The sequence below is a fragment of the Leclercia adecarboxylata genome (assembly GCF_006874705.1).
In the GTDB taxonomy this organism is placed as follows: Bacteria; Pseudomonadota; Gammaproteobacteria; order Enterobacterales; family Enterobacteriaceae; genus Enterobacter; species Enterobacter adecarboxylatus_C.
Genome location: NZ_CP035382.1, coordinates 2,591,393 through 2,612,972 on the forward strand (window position 1 = coordinate 2,591,393; position 21,580 = coordinate 2,612,972).

Sequence of the window (21,580 nt, forward strand, 5' to 3'; positions counted from 1 at the left end):
CCTCCAGGAAAAAAGGCCCGCCCTGCGGCAGGCCAAAGGTTCCCCTGTTAACGTTTTGAACCGTAATAGACTTCGTTCCAGCGCAGGGCGTCTTTGAACGCCGGCATACGGGTGTCGTTATCAATCACGGTCAGCTCGATGTCGTGCAGCTCCGCGAACTGACGCATGCCGTTGAGATCCAGCGCATGGCTGAAGACGGTATGGTGGGCACCGCCCGCCACGATCCAGGCTTCGGACGCGGTCGCCAGATCCGGCTGGGCTTTCCACAGGGCGTTAGCCACCGGCAGTTTTGGCAGCGAGTGTGGCGTTTCCACGGCGTCAACGCAGTTAACCAGCAGGCGGAAACGATCCCCCAGATCGATCAGGCTGGCGTTGATGGCCGGGCCGGTGCGGGTGTTGAAGATCAGACGCGCCGGATCGGCTTTGCCGCCGATGCCGAGGTGCTGAACGTCAAGGATCGGTTTTTCATCCACTGCGATCGACGGACAGACTTCCAGCATGTGCGAGCCCAGCACCAGATCGTTGCCGTTCTCGAAGTGGTAGGTGTAATCCTCCATAAAGGAGGTGCCGCCCTGCAGACCGGTCGACATCACTTTCATGATGCGTAGCAGAGCGGCAGTTTTCCAGTCGCCTTCGCCAGCAAAGCCGTAGCCCTGCTGCATCAGACGTTGTACCGCCAGGCCAGGCAGCTGCTTGAGGCCGTGAAGATCTTCAAAGGTGGTGGTAAAGGCATGGAAGCCGCCCTGTTCCAGGAAGCGCTTCATACCCAGCTCAATACGGGCCGCATCGAGCACGTTCTGGCGTTTGTCGCCGTTGATTTGCGCCGCGGCGGTCAGGCGGTAGCTGCTTTCGTACTCATCGACCAGCGCGCCGACGTCACCGTCGCTGACCTCATTGACGACCTGCACCAGGTCGCCCACCGCCCAGGTATTGACGGAGAAACCAAATTTGATCTGTGCGGCCACTTTGTCGCCGTCAGTCACCGCCACTTCACGCATGTTGTCGCCGAAGCGCACCACTTTCAGCTGACGGGTATCCTGCTTCGATACCGCCTGGCGCATCCACGAGCCAATACGCTGGTGGGCCTGTTTATCCTGCCAGTGTCCGGTCACCACCGCGTGCTGCTGGCGCATACGCGCGCCGATGAAGCCGAACTCGCGGCCGCCGTGCGCGGTCTGGTTCAGGTTCATAAAGTCCATGTCGATGCTGTCCCACGGCAGAGCCGCGTTGAACTGGGTATGGAACTGCAGCAGCGGTTTGTTGAGGATCGCGAGGCCGTTGATCCACATCTTGGCCGGGGAGAAGGTGTGCAGCCACACCACCAGCCCGGCGCATTTGTCGTCATAGTTGGCATCGCGGCAGATATGGGTAATTTCGTCCGGCGAGGTGCCCAGCGGCTTCAATACCAGTTTGCACGGCAGTTTTGCTTCCGCATTCAGAGCGTTGACCACATGTTCTGCGTGCTGAGTCACCTGGCGCAGGGCTTCCGGCCCGTAAAGATGCTGACTACCAATCACAAACCACACTTCATAATTATTAAAAATCGTCATTATCGTGTCCTTAATGTGTCAGGGTTGCCGTAGATTCCGGGATGCTCTTAACCGGGGCGGCGACAGGGAGATAGTGCTGCTCAGCGCTCTTCGCCCACTGCTGGTAGCGCTGATAAAGCTGTTCAAATCGTTGCGCCTGCTGTGGGCGCGGCTGCAGGGTGCTTTCCACCTGGCTCGCCATATGCTGCTGCGCCGTCGGGATATCGGCATGTACCCCCGCAGCGACCGCGGCGAAGATCGCCGCGCCCAGGGCGCAGCACTGATCGGAGGCGACAATCTGCAGCGGCCGATTCAGCACGTCGCAGCAGGCCTGCATGATCACCGGGTTTTTACGGGCGATACCGCCCAGGGCCATCACTTCATTAACGGCGATCCCCTGCTCGGTGAAGCACTCCATAATGGCGCGTGCGCCAAAGGCGGTGGCGGCCACCAGCCCGCCGAACAGCGCCGGGGCGTCGGTGGCGAGATTCAGATCGGTAATGACCCCTTTAAGACGCTGGTTAGCATTCGGCGTGCGGCGGCCGTTAAACCAGTCGAGCACCACCGGGAGATGGTCGAGGGACGGATTTTTGGCCCAGGCCTCGGTCAGCTGCGGCAGGAGCTGTTTCTTGCTGGCGTCGATCTGGGTTTTCAGTTCCGGATGTACGACCGCCAGCTGATCCAGCGGCCAGCCCAGCACCCGGCCAAACCAGGCGTAGATATCCCCGAAGGCGGACTGCCCCGCTTCGAGGCCGATAAAGTCCGGCACCACGCTGCCGTCCACCTGGCCGCAGATGCCTTTCACGGCGCGGTCGCCGACGCTGGCTTTATCCGCCGTCAGAATGTCGCAGGTGGAGGTGCCGATCACTTTCACCAGCGTATTCGGCTGGGCACCGGCACCGACCGCGCCCATATGGCAGTCAAATGCGCCGCCGGAGATGGCGACTTGCTGCGGCAGGCCAAGGCGTTCCGCCCACTCGGCGCACAGGGTGCCCACCGGGATATCGGCAGTCCAGGTGTCGGTAAACAGCGGGTAGTCGAGGTTCTGGTTGATGATTGGGTCGAGTTCGTCAAAGAAGGCGGCAGGCGGCAGGCCACCCCAGCTTTCATGCCAGAGGGATTTGTGCCCGGCGCTGCAGCGGCCGCGACGGATATCCTGAGGGCGGGTGGTGCCGGAGAGCAGGGCCGGAACCCAGTCGCACAGCTCAATCCATGACACCGCCGCCTCGGCAACGCGCCGATCCTCGCGCGTCACGTGCAGGATCTTCGCCCAGAACCATTCGCTGGAGTAAATGCCGCCGATGTAGCGGGAGTAGTCGCTTTTGCCAGGCTGATGGCACAAACGGGTGATGGCCTCGGCTTCTTCCACCGCGGTATGGTCTTTCCACAGCACGAACATGGCGTTCGGGTTATCGGCAAACTCCGGGCGCAGCGCCAGCACGTGGCCGTCGGCGTCAATCGGGGCCGGGGTGGAGCCGGTACTGTCCACGCCAATGCCGACGATCTGGCTGCGTTGCGCTTCGCTTAATTCAGCCAGCACGGTTTTGATCGCCGCTTCCATCGACTCGATGTAGTCGCGAGGATGATGGCGGAACTGATTGTTCGGCGCATCGCAGAAGCGCCCCTCCTGCCAGCGCGGGTACCACTCAACGCTGGTTGCTATCTCCTGACCCGTTGTGCACTCCACTGCCAGGGCGCGTACTGAGTCACTGCCAAAATCGAGGCCAATCGCAATTGCCATGGTGTTGCTCCATCAAAAAACAGATATGAATGAACATTAGAGAGTGAGGGGAAAAATCGTCAGGCAGGATCCGCTAATCTTATGGATGATTTTGCTGTGACATGGGAAAGTGTGACGCCGTGCAAATAATCTATGTGGACATTTCTGCCGTGGTTATAGACACTTTTGTTACTGCCGACCCGCTCGATGTTACGGTTAAATCGCAACGGAAGCGTTTAGATGGCGGACCTAAAAGCGGGCTGATACCTTTTCGCTCTTTCGCTGGCCCCTTTTTATGCCGCTTTTGTTGATATGGACAAATGGTTTCCTTCAGGACCGTCAGGAGTAAAGACAATATGGCTGAAACGCAAAGTGATCCCCTGCTGCCGGGCTACTCATTTAACGCGCATCTGGTGGCGGGGCTGACGCCCATTGAGGCCGAAGGCTATCTCGACTTTTACGTTGACCGACCGCTGGGGATGAAGGGCTATATCCTCAACCTGACCGTGCGCGGGGAGGGGGTGATCAAGAATGGCGATCGGACCTTCGTCTGCCGTCCGGGAGATATCCTGCTCTTTCCGCCGGGCGAAATTCACCACTATGGCCGCCATCCCGATGCCCGGGAGTGGTATCACCAGTGGGTCTACTTCCGTCCCCGCGCCTACTGGCACGAATGGCTGGCCTGGCCGTCGATGTTTGCCCATACCGGCTTTTATCGCCCGGATGAGGTCCATCAGCCTCAGTTTCGTGAACTCTTCGCCCAGATCATCGAGGCCGGGCAGGCCGGGGGGCGCTATGCCGAGCTGCTGGCAATCAACCTGCTGGAGCAGCTCCTGCTGCGCCGGATGGAGGCGATCAACGAATCCCTGAACCCGCCGCTGGATCACCGGGTGCGCGAAGCCTGCCAGTACATCAGCGATCATCTGGCGGACAGCCAGTTTGATATTGCCAGCGTTGCCCAGCACGTCTGCCTGTCGCCGTCGCGTCTGTCGCACCTGTTCCGCCAGCAACTGGGGGTAAGCGTGCTGAGCTGGCGCGAGGATCAGCGCATCAGTCAGGCCAAGCTGCTGCTCAGCACTACCCGGATGCCGATTGCTACCGTCGGGCGCAACGTCGGCTTTGAGGATCAGCTCTATTTTTCCCGGGTCTTCAAAAAATGCACAGGCGCAAGCCCGAGCGAATTTCGCGCCGGTTGTGAATAGAAGGTAAATAAAACTAAACATATTCGCTGAATGCCGTTCACACCCGGTAAACTATTCAGACAATTGTTGTCTTGACGCAGCAGGCCTCTCTTCGCAGAATCCCTGCTTCGTCACCTGACCGGAACTGTTATGCAGGCATTGCTGGAACATTTCATTACCCAGTCCGTTACTTACTCGCTTGTCGCTGTGGCGTTAGTGGCCTTTCTTGAATCCCTGGCGCTGGTCGGACTGATTTTACCCGGCACGGTGATGATGAGCGGGCTCGGCGCCCTGATCGGCAGCGGCGAGGTTAACTTCTGGCAGGCGTGGCTGGCGGGGATCGTCGGGTGTCTGCTGGGGGACTGGATCTCATTCTGGCTGGGCTGGCGCTTTAAAAAGCCGCTTCACCGCTGGTCGTTCATGAAGAAGAACAAAGCCCTGCTCGATAAAACCGAGCATGCCCTGCACCAGCACAGCATGTTTACCATTCTGGTGGGCCGCTTTGTTGGTCCGACGCGTCCGCTGGTGCCGATGGTGGCGGGGATGCTGGATCTGCCGGTGACCAAGTTCATCGTGCCGAACCTGCTGGGCTGCCTGTTCTGGCCGCCGATCTACTTCCTGCCGGGCATTCTGGCCGGGGCGGCCATTGATATTCCTGCCGGGGTTCAGAGCGGCGGCTTTAAGTGGCTGCTGCTGGCGACCGCGCTGCTGCTATGGCTGGCGGCATGGCTCTGCTGGCGGCTGTGGCGCAGCAAAAAAGCCTCTGCGGATCGGCTGAGCAATTACCTGCCGCGCGGGCGCCTGTTCTGGCTGGCACCCGTCACCCTGGGTATCGCTGTGGCGGCGCTGGTGGCGCTGATCCGCCACCCGCTGATGCCGGTCTACGGCGAGATTTTATTGAAGGTCGTCAGCCGCTGACCGCTGTCAGTGGATCCCCAGCAGGCCCGACGCGCTGGCCTTGCCGCTCACCAGCTGTTCCGTAGCGCCGTCCCAGGCGATACGGCCATCGGCAATCACCACCGATCGAGGGGCAATTTTAACCGCATCTTCCACGCTGTGGGATACCATCAGCATCGTCAGGTTCTGGCGTTCACACACCTCTTTGACCAGCAGCAGCATCTCCTGACGTAACGCCGGGTCGAGCGCTGAAAAGGGCTCATCCAGCAGCAGGATCGGCTGCTCGCGTACCAGGCAGCGGGCGAGGGCGACGCGCTGACGCTGACCGCCCGAGAGCTCGCCCGGCAGCCGGTCCAGCAGATCGCCAATCCCCATTTGCGCTGCGATATCACCCAGCTTCTGCTGTTGCCCGGCGTTCAGCCTGAGGCCCGGATGCATACCGAGACCGATATTCTGGCGCACGCTCAGGTGAGTAAAGAGATTGTTTTCCTGAAACAGCATCGACACCGGGCGCGCGGCAGGCGGCGTGTGGGTGTGGTCCTGGCCCTCAATGGTGATGCGGCCGTTAGCCGGTTGCAGAAAACCGGCCACCAGATTGAGAAGCGTACTTTTCCCCGCGCCGCTGGGGCCGAGCACGGCGATCAGTTCGCCCTGGCGCACGGACAACGTGAAGCGCATCGGCAGGTGCTGATAAAGCCAGGTTACATCAGTGAGAGTTAGCATCACGCCCCGGGATTTTTTCGATAACGGTAAATAACGCAAAGCACAGCAGCAACAGCAGCAGCGCCGTAACGGCGCCATCCTGACTGCGATACGAGCCAATCTGCTGATACAACCAGAACGGCAGGGTGCGGAAATCATCATTGCCAAACAGCGCCACCACCCCGAAATCTCCGATCGACAGCACGCAGGCAAAGGCCAGCGCCTGCGCCAGGGGGCGTTTCAGGGCGCGGAGTTCAACCACCTTCAGCCGTTGCCAGCCGTGCATCCCAAGCGAATCGCAGAGCAGGGTGTAGCGGGCGCTGAGGTCGCGCATCGGATTTTCCAGCACTTTCAGCGCATACGGAATAGCCATCAGGGCGTTGGTGAAGATGACGATGCCATCGGCCGACTCGGGCAGGCCGATAGTGCTGTTGAACAGCAGGAAAAACCCGCTCGCCAGTACGATGCCGGGCATCGCCAGGATCAACATTCCGCTCAGATCCAGCGCCTGCCCGGCCACCATTGCCTGCCGGGCATACAGCTCGCGGCTGGTCCACAGCAGCATCATGGTCAGCAGCACGCAGAGAAGCCCCGCCCCCAGCGCAATGCGTAGCGAGGTGCCGAGCGCCTGCCACAGCACCGGCTGTTGCAGCACCGACAGCAGATTAAGATTCAGGCCATCCACCACCACCGCCAGCAGCGGCGGGAGCAACAGCAGCAGGGCGAGGGTGATGAGCAGGCCATCGGTCAGGCGGCTGTGCAGGCTGTCCTGTGGATCGCGCCAGCCGGCAAGCTGGCTGCTGCCCACGGCAATGGCTTTACCCAGCCGCTGGCTCAGCATCACCAGCCCCAGGCAGCAGAACATCTGCACCATCGCCAGCAGCGCCGCGCGGCCCGGATCGTAGTCGTAGCTCAGGGCCTGATAGATGGCGAGCTCAATGGTGGTGGCCTGCGGCCCGCCGCCCAGCGAGAGCACGGTGGCGAAGCTGGCAAAGCAGAGCATAAAGATCAGCGCGGCAACGGGCGGAATTTGGCGGCGCAGCCATGGCCACTCAACGAAGCGGAAAAAGGACCAGCCGCGCATCCCGAGCTGGGCGGCAAGCTGGCGCTGCTCGCCGGGGATGTTCTCCAGCGCCTGCAGCAGCAGCCGCGTCGCCATCGGCATGTTGAAAAAGACGTGTGCCAGCAGGATGCCCTGCAGGCCATATGGCGAGAAGGTCCACTCCAGCCCGAGGGCCTGGCAGATCGCGGCAAGCCAGCCCTGACGTCCGTAGACGCTGAGGATGCCAAATATCGCCACCAGCACCGGCAGGATCAGGGTCATGGCGCACAGGCGCAGCAGCGCCTGTCGTCCGGGGAAACGACGCCGGTAGAGGGCGCGGGCAAGAAATATGGCGGGCACGACGGAGAGCAGGGCGGAAAGAAACGCCTGCCAGAACGAGAAGCGAATGACGTGCCACAGATAGCTGTCGTGCAGCAGCGCCGTAACGTCGGTGGCTGGCGCGTTAAACCACAGCGCCAGAAATGCCCCCAGGGCGACGGCCACCATTAAGATGGCGGCGATCAGCCCCGGGAGTAACCAGCCGGCGATCAGCGGCTGACGGCGCGTTGCCATTCACTGACCCAGGCGGCACGTTTCCCGGCTACTTCCTGCGGGGAGTATTCCAGTGCGGTTTGAGGTTTCACCAGAGCATCGAAACCGGCCGGTAAAGCCACGTTCGTGACCGGGTACATCCAGTTGCCGGTGGGGATCGTATTCTGGAACGACGGCGAGACCATAAATTTCAGGAACTTCTCCGCCAGTTCCGGCTGTTTGCTGGCATAGGTCCGGGCGGCGACTTCGACCTGCAGGTAGTGGCCTTCGGCAAAATCAGCCGCGGCGTAGTTCTCTTTTTTCTCCGAAATAATGTGATACGCCGGAGAGGTGGTGTAGCTCAGCACCAGGTCGCTTTCCCCTTTCAGGAACAGGCCGTAAGCCTCGCTCCAGCCTTTGGTGACGGTGACGGTTTTGGCCGCCAGCTTCTGCCAGGCTTCCGGGGTTTTATTCCCGTACACTTTTTGCATCCACAGCAGCAGACCCAGCCCCGGGGTACTGGTGCGCGGATCTTCGTAGATCACACGCCACTTTTGATCGCTCTCAACCAGCTCTTTCAGGCTCTTCGGCGGGTTTTTCAGCTTGTTTTTGTCATACACGAAGGCGAAGTAGCCGTAATCGAACGGCACAAAGGTGTCATTCTTCCAGCCGCCAGGGACGTTAACCGCATCGGTCGCCACGCCGCTTTTAGCGAACAGCCCGGTTTGCGTTGCCGCTTCCAGCAGGTTGTTATCCAGACCCAGCACCACGTCGGCTTTGCTGTTCTTACCTTCCATACGCAGGCGATTGAGCAGCGAGACACCATCCTCCAGCGCCACGAATTTCAGCTCGCAGTTACAGTCGGCTTCAAAGGCTTTTTTGACCGCCGGGCCAGGGCCCCAGTCGGCGGCGAAAGAGTCATAGGTGTAGACCGTCAGGACAGGGCTGGCAACGGCAGGCAGCGCGATCAGCGCCAGCAGGGGAAGAACAGTTTTGAACACTTTGCACCTCTGTATTTGAGAGTGGCAAAGGATTTTGAGCGACAGCCTCAAATCCCTTCGCCGGCGTTATCCGGATCAGGTTCGACGGGTATTTTCTCAGCACACGCTTGCGCGCAGCACCCCGTTGAGAACGGCGGTATTGTAATGATTTGGTGAATATTACGAAAGTATTATGGTTCCGGCGGCGCAAACCACGCGGATTTAAAGTCAAACCAGCCGAGGGTGTTCATGCGCAAACCACGCATGCTGCGCTGCCCCTGGATCATCAGCCAGTGGTGGATCAGCGGGACAATCGCCTGCTGGGACAACAGCTGCTGGCACCAGACAGCAAGGTTCATCTCGCCCGCACGCCACTCGGCGGCATCCTGCTGCCAGTCGCGCCCAATGCAGTGCTGCAGGAGCGGGACTTCATACAGATGTGAAAACAGCGAGAAGTCGAGGGGCAGGGTGAAATTGACGCTGTTGAGCCAGATGTCGCTCACCGTCTCACCACGATACCACTCCTCGTAGCTGACCTCCCGAATGTTGAGCGTCACCTGCTCGGCGGCCAGCAGTTCGCTCATCATTCGGGCGATCACCCGGTGTTCGATATGCTCGCGGTAGAAGGTCAGGGTGAGGCTCTCCAGTCCGGCCGGTTTATCGCCGCGTCCCGGGCGGGCGTGGTGCCAGCGCGGCAGCAGGCCATACGCCGGGAACCAGTAGGACTGATAGACCTCCTCAGCCTGATAGATCAGGTTCGCAGGAGAGAGGATCCGGCTTACCCACTGACGCACCTCGGCGCTAGCCCCGCGGTGGGAGCGGGCGTCGAACAGCAGATAGTAACAGCCCTCTTCAAGCCGGCTCTCCACCGCCTTTTCCCCCTCGGTGGGCCCTTCCAGCGTCAGGCCGACGCTAAGCTCTTCGTTGATATCCGGCAGGACCCAGACGTTCACCTCATCAATCAGCGCCCGGTAGCCAAAGTAGTCATCGAAGGCGCGGATCTTGAGCTGGTTATTGTTGTTGCGCGAGACGGCGTAAGGCCCTGTGCCCACCGGCAGGCTGGCAAAGTTATTCATCGTTTCCCATTCGCGCGGCAGGATCATCGAGGGGACATATCCCAGCAGCCACGGCAGCCAGCGGTCGGGCTGCGAAAGCTGAATATCCAGGGTCCAGGCGGTGGGCGACTGGATCCGGGTGATATGTGAATAGAGGGGCAGCTCGCGGGCGCGCTGCAGCGAGGCGATGACGTCGGCCATCTCCAGCTCGCGTCCGTGGTGGAAGTGGATGCCGGGCCGCAGGAAAAAACGCCAGTGCAACGGGGAAAGTTGCTGCCAGTGGTGGGCAATGTCGGCTTCCAGTTCCCCGTTTTCCTCATTTATGCGCGTCAGTCCGCTAAAAATCTGCCGTGCCATGTGGGTTTCGGAGCGCCGTAATGCGCTGCCCGGCAACAGGTTTTTCATCGGACGATAATAGAGCACCCGCAGGATATGCCTGCCCTGGCGGAAGCTGCGGCCCAGGTGGGAGACCAGCATCTGGCGCACCGCGGCCTTTTCACCCACCAGCTGCACCAGCTGTTCGATGCGATCCTGTTCAAGCAGATCTTCCGCCCGCTGCTGCTGTAGCGCCAGACCGGTATAAAGAAAGGTGAGGCGGGAACGCTTGCCGCGGCCGGCTTCGGCTTCCCAGCTCAGCCAGCCCTGCTGCTGCATGGTGTTGAGCAGGGTGCGCATATGGCGGCGCGAGCAGCTGAGCAGCTCGGCCAGTTCGCTGAGCGTGGTGTCCCGGGTCTGGCCGTCACAGCACTGCCACAGGCGGATAAATTGTTGTTGCAGACGACCAGAGGGCATAAAAGAGGAACTCCTGACAAAAAATCAGCAATTTATTAATCCCTATATTAAGCCAATAATTCACTTCGATGAAGCGAGGAGGTGAATATGAAGAGGTCTACCGCGAATCAGTTTTACCAACAGTACTTCTCAGCGACAAAGGGAGTGTCCTGGCTGGCCCGCCGGTGTGCAGAGCAGCGGCTGAAAATACTGGAAGATCTGATGCAGTGGGAGGTGACAACGTCGACCTCGGAACGCTGAATTGCTTCGATCATGTGTGACTGAGTATTGGTGCGAATCACCACGCCAGCAGGTATTATCTGCTGGCTTTTTTCGTTTTCACTTGCGCTAAAGGGAACAGGTAATGCTCTGGTTAATGACGATGGGACGCCGGCTCAACGGTGTTTATGCCGCCTTTTTAATGGTGGCTTTTATGATGGGCGTCGCCGGTGCGCTGCAGGCCCCGACCCTGAGCCTGTTCCTGAGCCGTGAGGTGGGTGCCCAACCCTTCTGGGTGGGGATTTTTTACACCGTCAATGCTGTCGCCGGGATCCTGGTCAGCCTGTGGCTGGCGAAGCGATCGGACAGCCAGGGCGACCGCCGCAAGCTGATCCTCTTTTGCTGCGCGATGGCGATCGGCAACGCGCTGCTGTTTGCCTTTAACCGTCACTATCTGACCTTGATCACCTGCGGCGTGCTGCTGGCAGCGCTTGCCAACACCGCCATGCCGCAGCTGTTTGCCCTCGCGCGGGAATACGCCGACAGCTCGGCGCGGGAAGTCGTGATGTTCAGCTCGGTGATGCGTGCCCAGCTGTCGCTGGCGTGGGTTATCGGCCCGCCGCTGGCCTTTATGCTGGCGCTCAACTATGGCTTTACCGCCATGTTCTCCATTGCGGCGGCCATTTTTGCCATTAGCCTGGGGCTGATCGCCTTCGCGCTGCCCTCCGTTTCCCGGGTGGACTCTGCAGGTGCGATACCGGTGACCCAGGTCAGCGGCTGGAAAGACAAAAATGTCCGCAGGCTGTTTATCGCCTCCACTCTGATGTGGACCTGCAACACCATGTACATCATCGATATGCCGCTGTGGATCAGCAGCGATCTGGGCCTGCCGGACAAGCTGGCCGGGATCTTAATGGGCACCGCCGCCGGGCTGGAAATCCCGGCGATGATCCTCGCCGGTTATTACGTCAAACACGTCGGTAAACGGCGGATGATGGTGATTGCGGTGGCGGCGGGCGTGCTGTTTTATCTGGGGCTGATCCTCTTTCACAGCCGCGAAGCGTTACTTGCCCTGCAGCTGTTTAACGCGGTCTTTATCGGCATTGTTGCCGGGATTGGCATGCTCTGGTTCCAGGATCTGATGCCGGGGCGGGCAGGTTCGGCCACTACCCTGTTTACCAACAGCATTTCAACCGGGGTGATTCTGGCGGGGATTATTCAGGGCGCGGTGGCGCAAAGCTATGGTCATTACGTGGTTTACTGGGTAATTGCGGCCATTTCGCTGGTGGCGCTGGTGCTGACCTGGCGGGTAAAAGAGAGTGAAATTCTGGAAGGCGGCTTCACGAATTGAGAGCCCATTCTGACAGCAGGACGGATAACGCATAGAGTTCACGCGGGTGCTTGAGGCTGTTTGCCTGAAGCATTGCTGGAAGGATAGACAGAAGAAAGCCCCACTCAACTTAACATTGATGTGAGGCTACCCAAACAAACATACTTGACCCTATGAGGGTAGCCTCTTCATCGCTGGAAAGCAATAAGGAGGCTGGAATGCCAAAACGTACTCTGCTGTTAGGTTTGTTGATGATCTGTATGACGTTATTGATCTTCACCTGGATGGTTCGCGACTCGCTGTGTGAGCTGCGATTCAGACAGGACCATACAGAGCTGGCGGCAGTGTTAGCTTGCGAAGTGAAACGTTAAGGCGAGGGCGGGGAGATGTTTCCCCGCCTTTCCAGAGTGGTTGGTTGGCTCAGGCACCTTTTTAATGGCCCGCATCGCGGGCCATTAATTTAACTCATAAAGGCCGGCTGCTTGTTCTCGTAGGCCGCAATGGCATCTTCGTGCTGCAGCGTCAGCCCGATGCTGTCCAGACCGTTGATCATGCAGTGGCGACGGAACGCATCGATGTTAAAGCCATAGGTTTTATCCCCGGCTTTCACTTCCTGCGCTTCCAGATCCACCACAAAGCGAATCCCTGGGTTGCTCTGTACCAGCGCAAACAGCTCGTCGACCTGCTCATCGCTTAAGGTCACCGGCAGCAGCTGGTTGTTGAAGCTGTTGCCATAGAAGATATCGGCAAAGCTCGGCGCAATCACCACTTTGAAACCGTAGTCGGTCAGGGCCCAGGGCGCATGCTCGCGGGATGAGCCGCAGCCGAAATTTTCCCGCGTCAGCAGGATCGACGCACCTTTGAATTCCGGGAAGTTCAGCACGAACTCCGGATTCGGCACTTCGCCTTTGTCATCCAGAAAACGCCAGTCGTTAAACAAGTGGGCGCCAAAACCGGTGCGGGTGACCTTCTGTAAAAACTGCTTCGGAATAATAGCGTCGGTATCGACGTTGGCCGCGTCCAGAGGGACCACCAGGCCAGTATGTTGGGTAAATTTCTCTGCCATGATGGTCTCCTTATTTCAGGCTGCGAATATCGGCGAAATGGCCGGTCACTGCGGCTGCCGCGGCCATCGCCGGGCTGACCAGGTGTGTGCGCCCGCCGCGCCCTTGACGACCTTCAAAGTTACGGTTGCTGGTAGAGGCGCAACGCTCGCCCGGATTCAGGCGATCGTTATTCATGGCCAGACACATGGAGCAGCCTGGCAGACGCCATTCAAAGCCTGCTTCAATGAAAATCTTATCCAGACCTTCGGCCTCCGCCTGCGCTTTTACCGGGCCGGAACCTGGCACCACCAGCGCCTGCACGCCCGGGGCCACTTTACGGCCTTTCGCCACTTCTGCCGCCGCGCGCAAATCTTCGATACGTGAGTTGGTGCAGGAGCCGATAAACACTTTATCAATCGCCACGTCGGTCAAAGGCACGCCCGGTTTCAGGCCCATATAGGCCAGCGCCTTCTCTGCGCTGGCGCGCTCAACCGGATCGGCGAACGAGGCCGGGTCAGGAATACTGTCGTTAACGGAGATCACCTGGCCCGGGTTAGTCCCCCAGGTCACCTGCGGCGCGATAGCTTCGGCCTGCAGGGTCACCACGGTGTCAAACTGCGCGCCTTCGTCCGTTTTCAGGGTTTTCCAGTAAGCGACCGCATCGTCGTAGTGCTGGCCTTTCGGGGCATGCAGACGATCCTTCACATACGCGAAGGTGATCTCATCCGGGGCAACCAGACCGGCTTTTGCGCCCATCTCAATGGCCATGTTGCAGAGGGTCATACGACCTTCCATGCTCAGGGCCTGGATCGCGCTGCCGCAGAACTCCACCACATGGCCGGTGCCGCCGGCGCTGCCGGTTTTACCGATGATCGCCAGCACGATGTCTTTGGCGGTGATGCCCGGTGCGGCCTGGCCAGTAACTTCAATTTTCATGGTCTTCGCGCGGCCCTGCTTCAGGGTCTGCGTCGCCAGCACGTGTTCTACTTCTGAGGTGCCGATCCCGAACGCCAGTGCACCAAAGGCACCGTGGGTAGCGGTGTGGGAGTCACCGCAGACGATGGTCATCCCCGGCAGGGTGATGCCCTGCTCTGGGCCCATCACGTGGACAATGCCCTGATACGGGTGGTTCAGATCGTACAGTTCAACGCCAAACTCGTTGCAGTTCTTAATCAGCTCCTGCATCTGAATGCGCGCCATCTCACCGGAGGCGTTGATGTCTTTGGTCTGCGTCGAGACGTTATGGTCCATCGTCGCAAAGGTTTTGCCTGGCTGACGCACCGGGCGATGGTGCGCGCGCAGGCCGTCAAACGCCTGCGGTGAGGTCACTTCGTGCACCAGATGACGGTCAATATAGAGCAGTGGGGTTTCGTTTGGCGCTTCGAAGACTACGTGCGCATCAAACAACTTTTCGTACAACGTCTTCGCCATGATTACACCCCTTCAGCAACATAGCGGGCGATGATGTCACCCATTTCATCGGTAGTAACAGCAGCAGCGCCACGGGCCAAATCACCGGTGCGAATGCCTTCTTCCAGCGCACGGTTAATGGCGTTTTCAATCGCCGTCGCCGCGTCGTTGGCATCCAGGCTGTAGCGCAGCAACAGCGCGAGGGACAGGATCTGCGCAATCGGGTTAGCAATGTTCTTGCCCGCGATATCCGGTGCTGAACCGCCTGCCGGTTCGTACAGGCCAAACCCTTCTTCATTCAGGCTGGCGGATGGCAACATCCCCATCGAGCCGGTGATCATCGCGCACTCGTCAGAGAGAATGTCACCGAACAGGTTGGAGCACAGCAGCACGTCGAACTGGGACGGATCTTTAATCAGCTGCATGGTGGCATTGTCGATATACATATGCGACAGCTGCACGTCCGGGTATTCCCGGGCGATTTCGTTGGCGATTTCACGCCACAGGATCGAGGATTGCAGCACGTTCGCTTTATCGATCGAGGTCACTTTATGGCCGCGCTTGCGGGCAGATTCGAACGCGATACGGGCGATTCGTTCGATCTCAAAACGGTGATAGACCTCGGTATCAAAGGCTTTTTCGTGCTGACCACTGCCTTCGCGGCCTTTCGGCTGACCAAAGTAGATGCCGCCAGTCAGCTCGCGGACACACAGAATGTCGAAACCGTTCGCCGCGATGTCGGCGCGCAGCGGACAGAACTCTTCCAGTCCCTGGTACAGCTTCGCCGGACGCAGGTTACTGAACAGTTTGAAATGTTTACGTAACGGCAGCAGCGCGCCGCGCTCTGGCTGTTCGGCCGGCGGCAGGTGTTCCCATTTCGGGCCACCCACGGAGCCAAACAGCACCGCGTCGGCATTCTCACAGCCGGTCACGGTCGCCTGCGGCAACGGCGTGCCGTGATTATCAATTGCGATACCGCCAACATCGTAGTGGCTGGTGGTAATCTTCATCGCAAAACGGGTGCGGATAGCTTCCAGAACCTTCAGCGCCTGTGCCATAACTTCGGGGCCAATTCCGTCGCCCGGTAACACAGCAATATGGTAATTCTTCGACATTACACGGTTTCCTTATTGTTCTCTTTATTCTGAGCTTTGCGTTGCAACTCTTTTTCCACTTCCGCGGCGCGCCAGATATTGTTCAGCACGTGAACCATCGCTTTGGCGGAGGACTCGACGATATCGGTCGCCAGGCCCACGCCGTGGAAGCGTCGGCCGTTATAATTGACCACGATATCGACCTGGCCCAGCGCGTTTTTGCCCTGGCCCTTAGCCGTCAGGTCATACTTCACCAGTTCAACGTCGTACTCGGTAACGCGGTTAATCGCCTGGTAGATAGCATCGACCGGACCGTTGCCGTTGGCGGCTTCGGCTTTGATCTCGTCGCCACAGGCCAGCTTGACGGAGGCGGTGGCGATATCGCTTGAACCTGACTGCACGCTGAAGTAGTCCAGACGGAAATGCTCTGGCTCTTCCTGCTGCTTGTTGATAAACGCCAGCGCTTCCAGATCGTAATCGAAGACCTGACCTTTCTTATCGGCCAGCTTCAGGAAGGCGTCGTAGAGGTGATCCATGTTGTAGTCGGTCTCTTTATAACCCATCTCTTCCATGCGGTGTTTTACCGCGGCACGGCCAGAGCGGGAGGTCAGGTTCAACTGCACCTGGTTCAGACCGATGGATTCCGGGGTCATGATCTCGTAGTTTTCGCGGTTCTTCAGCACGCCGTCCTGGTGGATACCGGAGGAGTGGGCGAAGGCGCCGGTGCCGACAATGGCTTTGTTCGCAGGAACCGGCATGTTGCAGATCTGGCTGACGGTCTGGCTGGTGCGCCAGATTTCGTGGTGATTAATGCGGGTCTGCACGTTCATGATGTCTTTGCGTACCTTGATCGCCATAATCACTTCTTCCAGCGAACAGTTGCCTGCGCGCTCACCGATACCGTTCATGGCGCCTTCAACCTGACGCGCGCCGGCATGGACGGCCGCGATGGCGTTACCGACCGCCAGGCCTAAATCGTCATGGGTGTGAACGGAGATAATCGCTTTATCAATGTTCGGCACGCGCTCATACAGCCCGGAAATGATATTGGAGAACTCGAACGGCATGGTGTAGCCGACGGTGTCAGGAATATTGATGGTGGTGGCGCCGGCACGGATGGCCGCTTCAACCACGCGGGCCAAATCTTCAATCGGCGTACGGCCTGCGTCTTCACAGGAGAACTCAACGTCGTCGGTATAGTTACGGGCGCGTTTCACCATATAGATGGAGCGCTCAATCACCTCATCCAGCGTACTGCGCAGCTTGGTGGCGATATGCATTGGCGAGGTAGCAATAAAGGTATGAATGCGGAAGGCTTCAGCCACTTTCAGCGACTCAGCCGCCACATCAATGTCTTTCTCGACGCAGCGCGCCAGAGCGCATACACGGCTGTTTTTGATGGTACGGGCAATGGTCTGAACGGATTCAAAATCACCCGGAGAAGAGACCGGGAAGCCTACCTCCATTACGTCTACGCCCATACGTTCAAGGGCCAGAGCAATCTGCAATTTCTCTTTCACGCTCAGGCTTGCCTGTAATGCCTGTTCACCATCACGTAAGGTCGTATCGAAAATAATGACTTGCTGGCTCATGGGTTAGGTCCTTGTCTGAATTTGGGCGCCTTGCTACGAGCATAAAAAAACCCGCGCAGTGGCGCGGGTTTTTTGTCTTAACCAGAGAACGATTCAATGCTGAATTTCGCCCGCCAGTCTACCGCGCACAGTGGATGCGTTTAGTAGTAGTAGACCGGTGAAACGAATGCTGCGAATCATGAATCATGCCCCAGATAAATAAGATATGCTTTTAGTGGTACTGGATACAGGGTTTGATGTCAACCCCTGTGAGGTGAAAACCGTCATTTGCCCTTCCGACCGCCATTCACGAAATTAGCTTATTGTGCTGGTTTTTCCCTTTCTGACAATTTTGTTCGTCTGTAGGATGATGCTGAATACATCGACAGAATTATTTGAATATACTTGATTGCAATTGTTCAAACTTTAGAAACAATAGAGCGGCCTTTTGAATGCGTTAACTTTCATTATCTTAGCCTGATGCTAAGCGCATAAAGTATGCGAAGGTAATGTTAGTGATAATAAAGTGTTAAAGTTTTAAATTAAGTTGCTATTAATATTTCATTAAAACTTAAATAATCCTTAACTAAACACCATGTTGTTTATTTGTGTGATTTATGGTTTCATTCGAATTATTAGCTTGTGGATATGCTTTTTCCTTATCTGAACATGTTTTTATATTTTATTCCGTACCCCTGTCACGGCTGACGGGTATTTATATATTCCTAATTTGTAACATTTCTCTTTTTCTTTTTTTATATGCGTGATAAATCATATTTTTAAAAATGATTGTTGCTGACGAGTAAAGGGAGTTTAGCGTGACAGTGGAGCAGGATATGTCTGAAGAAAAAATTGAAAAACCGGCAGCATTCGATGGGGCAAAACCACAGCTCCGTACGGTGGATCTGAATCTGTTAACGGTATTTGATGCGGTGATGCAGGAGCAAAATATCACGCGCGCCGCCCAGTCGCTGGGGATGTCACAGCCCGCCGTCAGTAATGCCGTTGCCAGGCTCAAGGTAATGTTTAACGATGAATTGTTTGTGCGCTATGGCCGCGGGATCCAGCCTACGGCGCGTGCATTTCAGCTGTTTGCATCGGTGCGTCAGGCCTTGCAGCTCGTGCAGAATGAACTGCCGGGGTCAGGGTTTGATTCCTCCAGCAGCGAGCGTATTTTCCATTTGTGCGTTTGCAGCCCTCTCGATAATTACCTGACCTCGCTTATTTATAATAAGGTTGAACAGGTCGCACCTAATATACACCTGGTGTTTAAGTCTTCACTTAACCAGAATACGGAACATCAGCTGCGTTATCAGGAAACCGAGTTTGTCATTGGCTATGAAGAGTTCCGCCGGCCGGAATTTTCCTGCGTGCCGTTATTCAAAGATGAAATGGTGCTGGTAACCAGCAAAACACACCCACGCCTGCATGGCACACTGCTGGAGAGCGATATTTATCGCGAACAGCATGCCGTTGTCGCCCTCGATCGCTACGCTTCCTTTAGCCAACCGTGGTACGACACTCCGGATAAACAGGCCTGCGTAGCGTATCAGGGGATGGCAATGGTCAGCGTATTAAATATCGTTTCGCAAACGCAGCTGGTTGCTATCGCGCCGCGCTGGCTGGTGGAAGAATTTGCCGAGCCGCTGAATCTACGGATATTACCGTTACCTTTGAATCTTAACTCGCGTACGTGCTATCTCTCCTGGCACGAAGCTGCCGGGCGCGATAAAGGCCATCAGTGGATGGAAGAGCTGCTGGTGAGCGTCTGCCGCCGCTAATCAACCTCAGGATAAATCGCACGGTTGTTGTTATTTATCCTGACTTTCTTTTTATTACTGAAATTTTATTCTGTTGATGTTTTTTTCACTGCCGCTTCCGGGCCGTAAAATTGCATGAATTACTGCACCTTTCCCTTTTTAAATGATGAATGCTCACGGCTCTTCGTTATCGTAGTTGATTTATCCATAACAAATATTAATACCTCATAATTCTTCTTTCGCCTTTATGTGCCCGCGCAGGTTTGCTAATTGCCTGCCTTCCGGCGAGCGGTTATGGTAACTGTCACTCTGCACAATAAAAAAACGCCAGGGGTGACCCTGACAAAAAAGACGGCTCAGTGCATATTTCTCCTGTCCGTCTGAAACGATAAGCCTGGAGGCTAATCATGGAGATGTTATCTGGCGCCGAAATGGTCGTCCGATCGTTAATCGATCAGGGCGTGAAGCAAGTGTTCGGTTACCCCGGGGGCGCGGTCCTCGATATTTACGATGCGCTACATACCGTTGGCGGTATCGATCACGTTCTGGTGCGTCATGAGCAAGCTGCCGTACATATGGCCGACGGACTGGCGCGCGCGACAGGGGAGGTTGGCGTGGTGCTGGTGACATCCGGCCCGGGCGCGACCAACGCCATTACGGGTATCGCCACTGCGTACATGGACTCCATTCCGATGGTGGTGCTTTCCGGTCAGGTGGCGACATCGCTGATTGGCTACGATGCCTTTCAGGAGTGCGATATGGTCGGCATCTCCCGTCCGGTGGTGAAACACAGTTTTCTGGTCAAACAGACAGAGGATATTCCCGGCGTATTGAAGAAAGCCTTCTGGCTGGCCGCGAGCGGGCGTCCGGGTCCGGTGGTGGTTGACCTGCCTAAAGATATTCTCAATCCGGCGAACAAACTGCCTTACGTCTGGCCGGAGTCGGTCAGCATGCGCTCTTACAACCCCACCACTCAGGGGCATAAGGGCCAGATCAAACGCGCGTTGCAAACCCTGATCGCCGCTAAAAAACCGGTGGTGTATGTCGGCGGCGGAGCGGTGAACGCGAAGTGCGAAACGCAGCTGCGCGCGCTTATCGAAAAACTGAATCTGCCGGTGGCCTCTTCATTAATGGGCTTAGGGGCTTTTCCGGCCACCCACCGTCAGGCGCTCGGCATGCTCGGCATGCACGGCACCTACGAAGCCAATATGACGATGCACAATTCCGACGTCATTTTTGCCGTGGGGGTGCGCTTTGACGATCGCACAACCAACAACCTGGCGAAGTATTGTCCTGATGCCACGGTGCTGCACATTGACATCGATCCGACCTCAATTTCCAAAACCGTCCCGGCAGATGTGCCTATTGTTGGCGACGCGCGTCAGGTCCTGGAACAGATGCTGGAGCTACTGGCGCTGGAGAGCAATGTTCAGCCGCTCGATGAGATCCGCGACTGGTGGCTGCAGATTGAGCAGTGGCGCGCGCGTCAGTGTCTGAAATATGACACCCAAAGCGAGAGCATCAAGCCACAGGCGGTAATTGAAACCATCTGGCGACTGACAAAAGGCGAGGCGTACGTGACCTCGGATGTGGGTCAGCACCAGATGTTTGCTGCCCTTTACTACCCGTTTGATAAGCCACGCCGTTGGATCAATTCCGGCGGTCTCGGCACCATGGGCTTTGGCCTGCCAGCCGCGCTTGGCGTGAAGCTGGCGTTACCGAATGAAACGGTGGTCTGCGTGACCGGCGATGGCAGTATTCAGATGAACATTCAGGAACTCTCCACCGCACTGCAGTACGACCTGCCGGTGCTGGTGCTCAACCTGAATAACGGTTATCTGGGCATGGTGAAGCAGTGGCAGGACATGATCTATTCCGGCCGCCATTCACAATCGTATATGAAGTCACTGCCTGATTTTGTCCGTCTGGCCGAAGCCTACGGACATATTGGCATGCGCATCAGCGATCCGGCACAGCTGGAAGCAAAGCTCAGCGAAGCCCTTGAGCACGTCAACAATAACCGCCTGGTGTTTGTCGATGTCGTGGTTGATGGCACCGAGCATGTCTATCCGATGCATATTCGCGGCGGCGGTATGGATGAAATGTGGTTAAGCAAAACGGAGAGAACCTGATATGCGCCGGATATTATCTGTATTACTGGAAAACGAGTCCGGCGCGCTGTCGCGCGTAATTGGGCTCTTCGCACAGCGTGGCTATAACATCGAAAGCCTGACGGTCGCCCCGACGGACGATCCCACACTCTCCCGCATGACCATCCAGACGGTTGGGGATGCAAAGGTGCTGGAGCAGATCGAAAAGCAACTGCACAAACTGGTTGATGTGTTACGCGTCAGCGAGCTGGGGCAGGGGGCTTACGTTGAACGTGAGATCATGCTGGTAAAAATTCAGGCCACCGGTTACGGGCGGGAAGAGGTGAAACGCAATGCGGACATTTTCCGCGGGCAGATCATTGACGTCACTCCCTCTATCTATACCGTTCAGCTGGCCGGCACCAGTGATAAACTGGACGCCTTCCTCGCCTCGGTGCGGGATGTCGCCAAAATTGTTGAAGTGGCGCGTTCAGGCGTCGTGGGACTTTCCCGCGGTGACAAAGTGATGCGTTAAGCATAAAAGGTTCGCCTCTAGCTTGCCCGGTATGAATGACCGGGCTTTTTTTTGTGCGCCGATGTCGCTGTACCGACAAAAGCGGTTGCCGGACAGGCTATTCTGCGCTTAGATGTT

General features: G+C 57.4%; 19 protein-coding genes and 1 riboswitch. Of the genes, 8 read left to right on the forward strand and 11 right to left on the reverse strand.

The features are described from left to right. Positions 1-47: 47 nt before the first annotated feature. Both araA and araB read right to left on the reverse strand, forming a co-directional pair. Entirely contained in the window at positions 48-1,550 is a 1,503-nt protein-coding gene (gene araA, locus ES815_RS13325) for an L-arabinose isomerase (RefSeq protein ID WP_142488208.1), read from the reverse strand. Positions 1,551-1,560: 10 nt separating this feature from the next. Next, the gene (gene araB, locus ES815_RS13330; RefSeq protein ID WP_142488209.1) at positions 1,561-3,270 is read right to left on the reverse strand and encodes a ribulokinase; all 1,710 of its coding nucleotides are present in this window, start codon (positions 3,268-3,270) and stop codon (positions 1,561-1,563) included. Between the two features lie 335 nt (positions 3,271-3,605). On the opposite strand from araB, the gene araC reads away from it, so the two are divergent. Next, the gene (araC, locus tag ES815_RS13335; RefSeq protein ID WP_142488210.1) at positions 3,606-4,451 is read left to right on the forward strand and encodes an arabinose operon transcriptional regulator AraC; all 846 of its coding nucleotides are present in this window, start codon (positions 3,606-3,608) and stop codon (positions 4,449-4,451) included. A 129-nt stretch (positions 4,452-4,580) separates the two neighbouring features. Next, a complete protein-coding gene (locus ES815_RS13340) occupies positions 4,581-5,348 on the forward strand; it encodes a DedA family protein (protein WP_142488211.1) in 768 nt (255 codons plus the stop codon). Positions 5,349-5,354: 6 nt separating this feature from the next. Here the strand turns inward: ES815_RS13340 and thiQ are convergent, their stop codons facing one another. From thiQ to sgrR, 4 genes are all read right to left on the reverse strand, one after another. Beyond that, positions 5,355-6,050, reverse strand: coding sequence for a thiamine ABC transporter ATP-binding protein ThiQ (gene thiQ, locus ES815_RS13345; RefSeq protein WP_142488212.1), 696 nt, complete (start codon positions 6,048-6,050; stop codon positions 5,355-5,357). Beyond that, the gene (thiP, locus tag ES815_RS13350; protein ID WP_142488213.1) at positions 6,034-7,644 is read right to left on the reverse strand and encodes a thiamine/thiamine pyrophosphate ABC transporter permease ThiP; all 1,611 of its coding nucleotides are present in this window, start codon (positions 7,642-7,644) and stop codon (positions 6,034-6,036) included. The genes thiQ and thiP overlap by 17 nt, the downstream gene beginning before the upstream one ends. After that, positions 7,620-8,603, reverse strand: coding sequence for a thiamine ABC transporter substrate binding subunit (gene thiB / locus ES815_RS13355; protein ID WP_142488214.1), 984 nt, complete (start codon positions 8,601-8,603; stop codon positions 7,620-7,622). The genes thiP and thiB overlap by 25 nt, the downstream gene beginning before the upstream one ends. Positions 8,604-8,637: 34 nt before the next feature. Next, positions 8,638-8,737: riboswitch (TPP riboswitch) on the reverse strand. A 36-nt stretch (positions 8,738-8,773) separates the two neighbouring features. Then, complete coding sequence (sgrR, locus tag ES815_RS13360) at positions 8,774-10,429, reverse strand: HTH-type transcriptional regulator SgrR (RefSeq protein WP_142488215.1); 1,656 nt, start codon at positions 10,427-10,429, stop codon at positions 8,774-8,776. 87 nt (positions 10,430-10,516) lie between these two features. Here sgrR and sgrT point away from each other — a divergent pair, with 87 nt between their 5' ends. From sgrT to ES815_RS13375, 3 genes are all read left to right on the forward strand, one after another. Then, entirely contained in the window at positions 10,517-10,669 is a 153-nt protein-coding gene (sgrT, locus tag ES815_RS13365) for a glucose uptake inhibitor SgrT (protein WP_142488216.1), read from the forward strand. Between the two features lie 103 nt (positions 10,670-10,772). Then, positions 10,773-11,978 (forward strand): sugar efflux transporter, encoded by a 1,206-nt coding sequence (locus tag ES815_RS13370; RefSeq protein ID WP_142488217.1) that lies wholly within the window; start codon positions 10,773-10,775, stop codon positions 11,976-11,978. Between the two features lie 197 nt (positions 11,979-12,175). Next, positions 12,176-12,328 (forward strand): Hok/Gef family protein, encoded by a 153-nt coding sequence (locus ES815_RS13375; RefSeq protein ID WP_142488218.1) that lies wholly within the window; start codon positions 12,176-12,178, stop codon positions 12,326-12,328. A gap of 89 nt (positions 12,329-12,417) precedes the next feature. On the opposite strand, the gene leuD is transcribed toward ES815_RS13375, so the two are convergent. The 5 genes from leuD to leuL all read right to left on the reverse strand — a co-directional run bounded on the left by leuD (position 12,418) and on the right by leuL (position 17,279). After that, positions 12,418-13,023: a 3-isopropylmalate dehydratase small subunit gene (gene leuD, locus ES815_RS13380; RefSeq protein ID WP_142488219.1), complete on the reverse strand. Its 606-nt coding sequence runs from the start codon at positions 13,021-13,023 to the stop codon at positions 12,418-12,420. A 10-nt stretch (positions 13,024-13,033) separates the two neighbouring features. Further along, complete coding sequence (gene leuC / locus ES815_RS13385) at positions 13,034-14,434, reverse strand: 3-isopropylmalate dehydratase large subunit (RefSeq protein WP_142488220.1); 1,401 nt, start codon at positions 14,432-14,434, stop codon at positions 13,034-13,036. Between the two features lie 2 nt (positions 14,435-14,436). Continuing rightward, positions 14,437-15,528, reverse strand: coding sequence for a 3-isopropylmalate dehydrogenase (gene leuB, locus ES815_RS13390; protein WP_142488221.1), 1,092 nt, complete (start codon positions 15,526-15,528; stop codon positions 14,437-14,439). Beyond that, positions 15,528-17,099 (reverse strand): 2-isopropylmalate synthase, encoded by a 1,572-nt coding sequence (leuA, locus tag ES815_RS13395; protein WP_142488222.1) that lies wholly within the window; start codon positions 17,097-17,099, stop codon positions 15,528-15,530. Before leuA ends, leuB begins: the two co-directional genes overlap by 1 nt. A gap of 93 nt (positions 17,100-17,192) precedes the next feature. Then, positions 17,193-17,279 (reverse strand): leu operon leader peptide, encoded by an 87-nt coding sequence (gene leuL / locus ES815_RS24155; protein ID WP_142490058.1) that lies wholly within the window; start codon positions 17,277-17,279, stop codon positions 17,193-17,195. A 635-nt stretch (positions 17,280-17,914) separates the two neighbouring features. Between leuL and leuO the strand changes: the two genes are divergently transcribed. The 3 genes from leuO (at position 17,915) to ilvN (ending at position 21,463) form a co-directional block, all read left to right on the forward strand. Continuing rightward, a complete protein-coding gene (leuO, locus tag ES815_RS13405) occupies positions 17,915-18,859 on the forward strand; it encodes a transcriptional regulator LeuO (protein WP_142488223.1) in 945 nt (314 codons plus the stop codon). Positions 18,860-19,245: 386 nt separating this feature from the next. Then, a complete protein-coding gene (gene ilvI, locus ES815_RS13410) occupies positions 19,246-20,970 on the forward strand; it encodes an acetolactate synthase 3 large subunit (RefSeq protein WP_142488224.1) in 1,725 nt (574 codons plus the stop codon). A gap of 1 nt (position 20,971) precedes the next feature. After that, positions 20,972-21,463: an acetolactate synthase small subunit gene (gene ilvN, locus ES815_RS13415; RefSeq protein ID WP_032616525.1), complete on the forward strand. Its 492-nt coding sequence runs from the start codon at positions 20,972-20,974 to the stop codon at positions 21,461-21,463. The last annotated feature ends 117 nt before the right edge of the window (positions 21,464-21,580 follow it).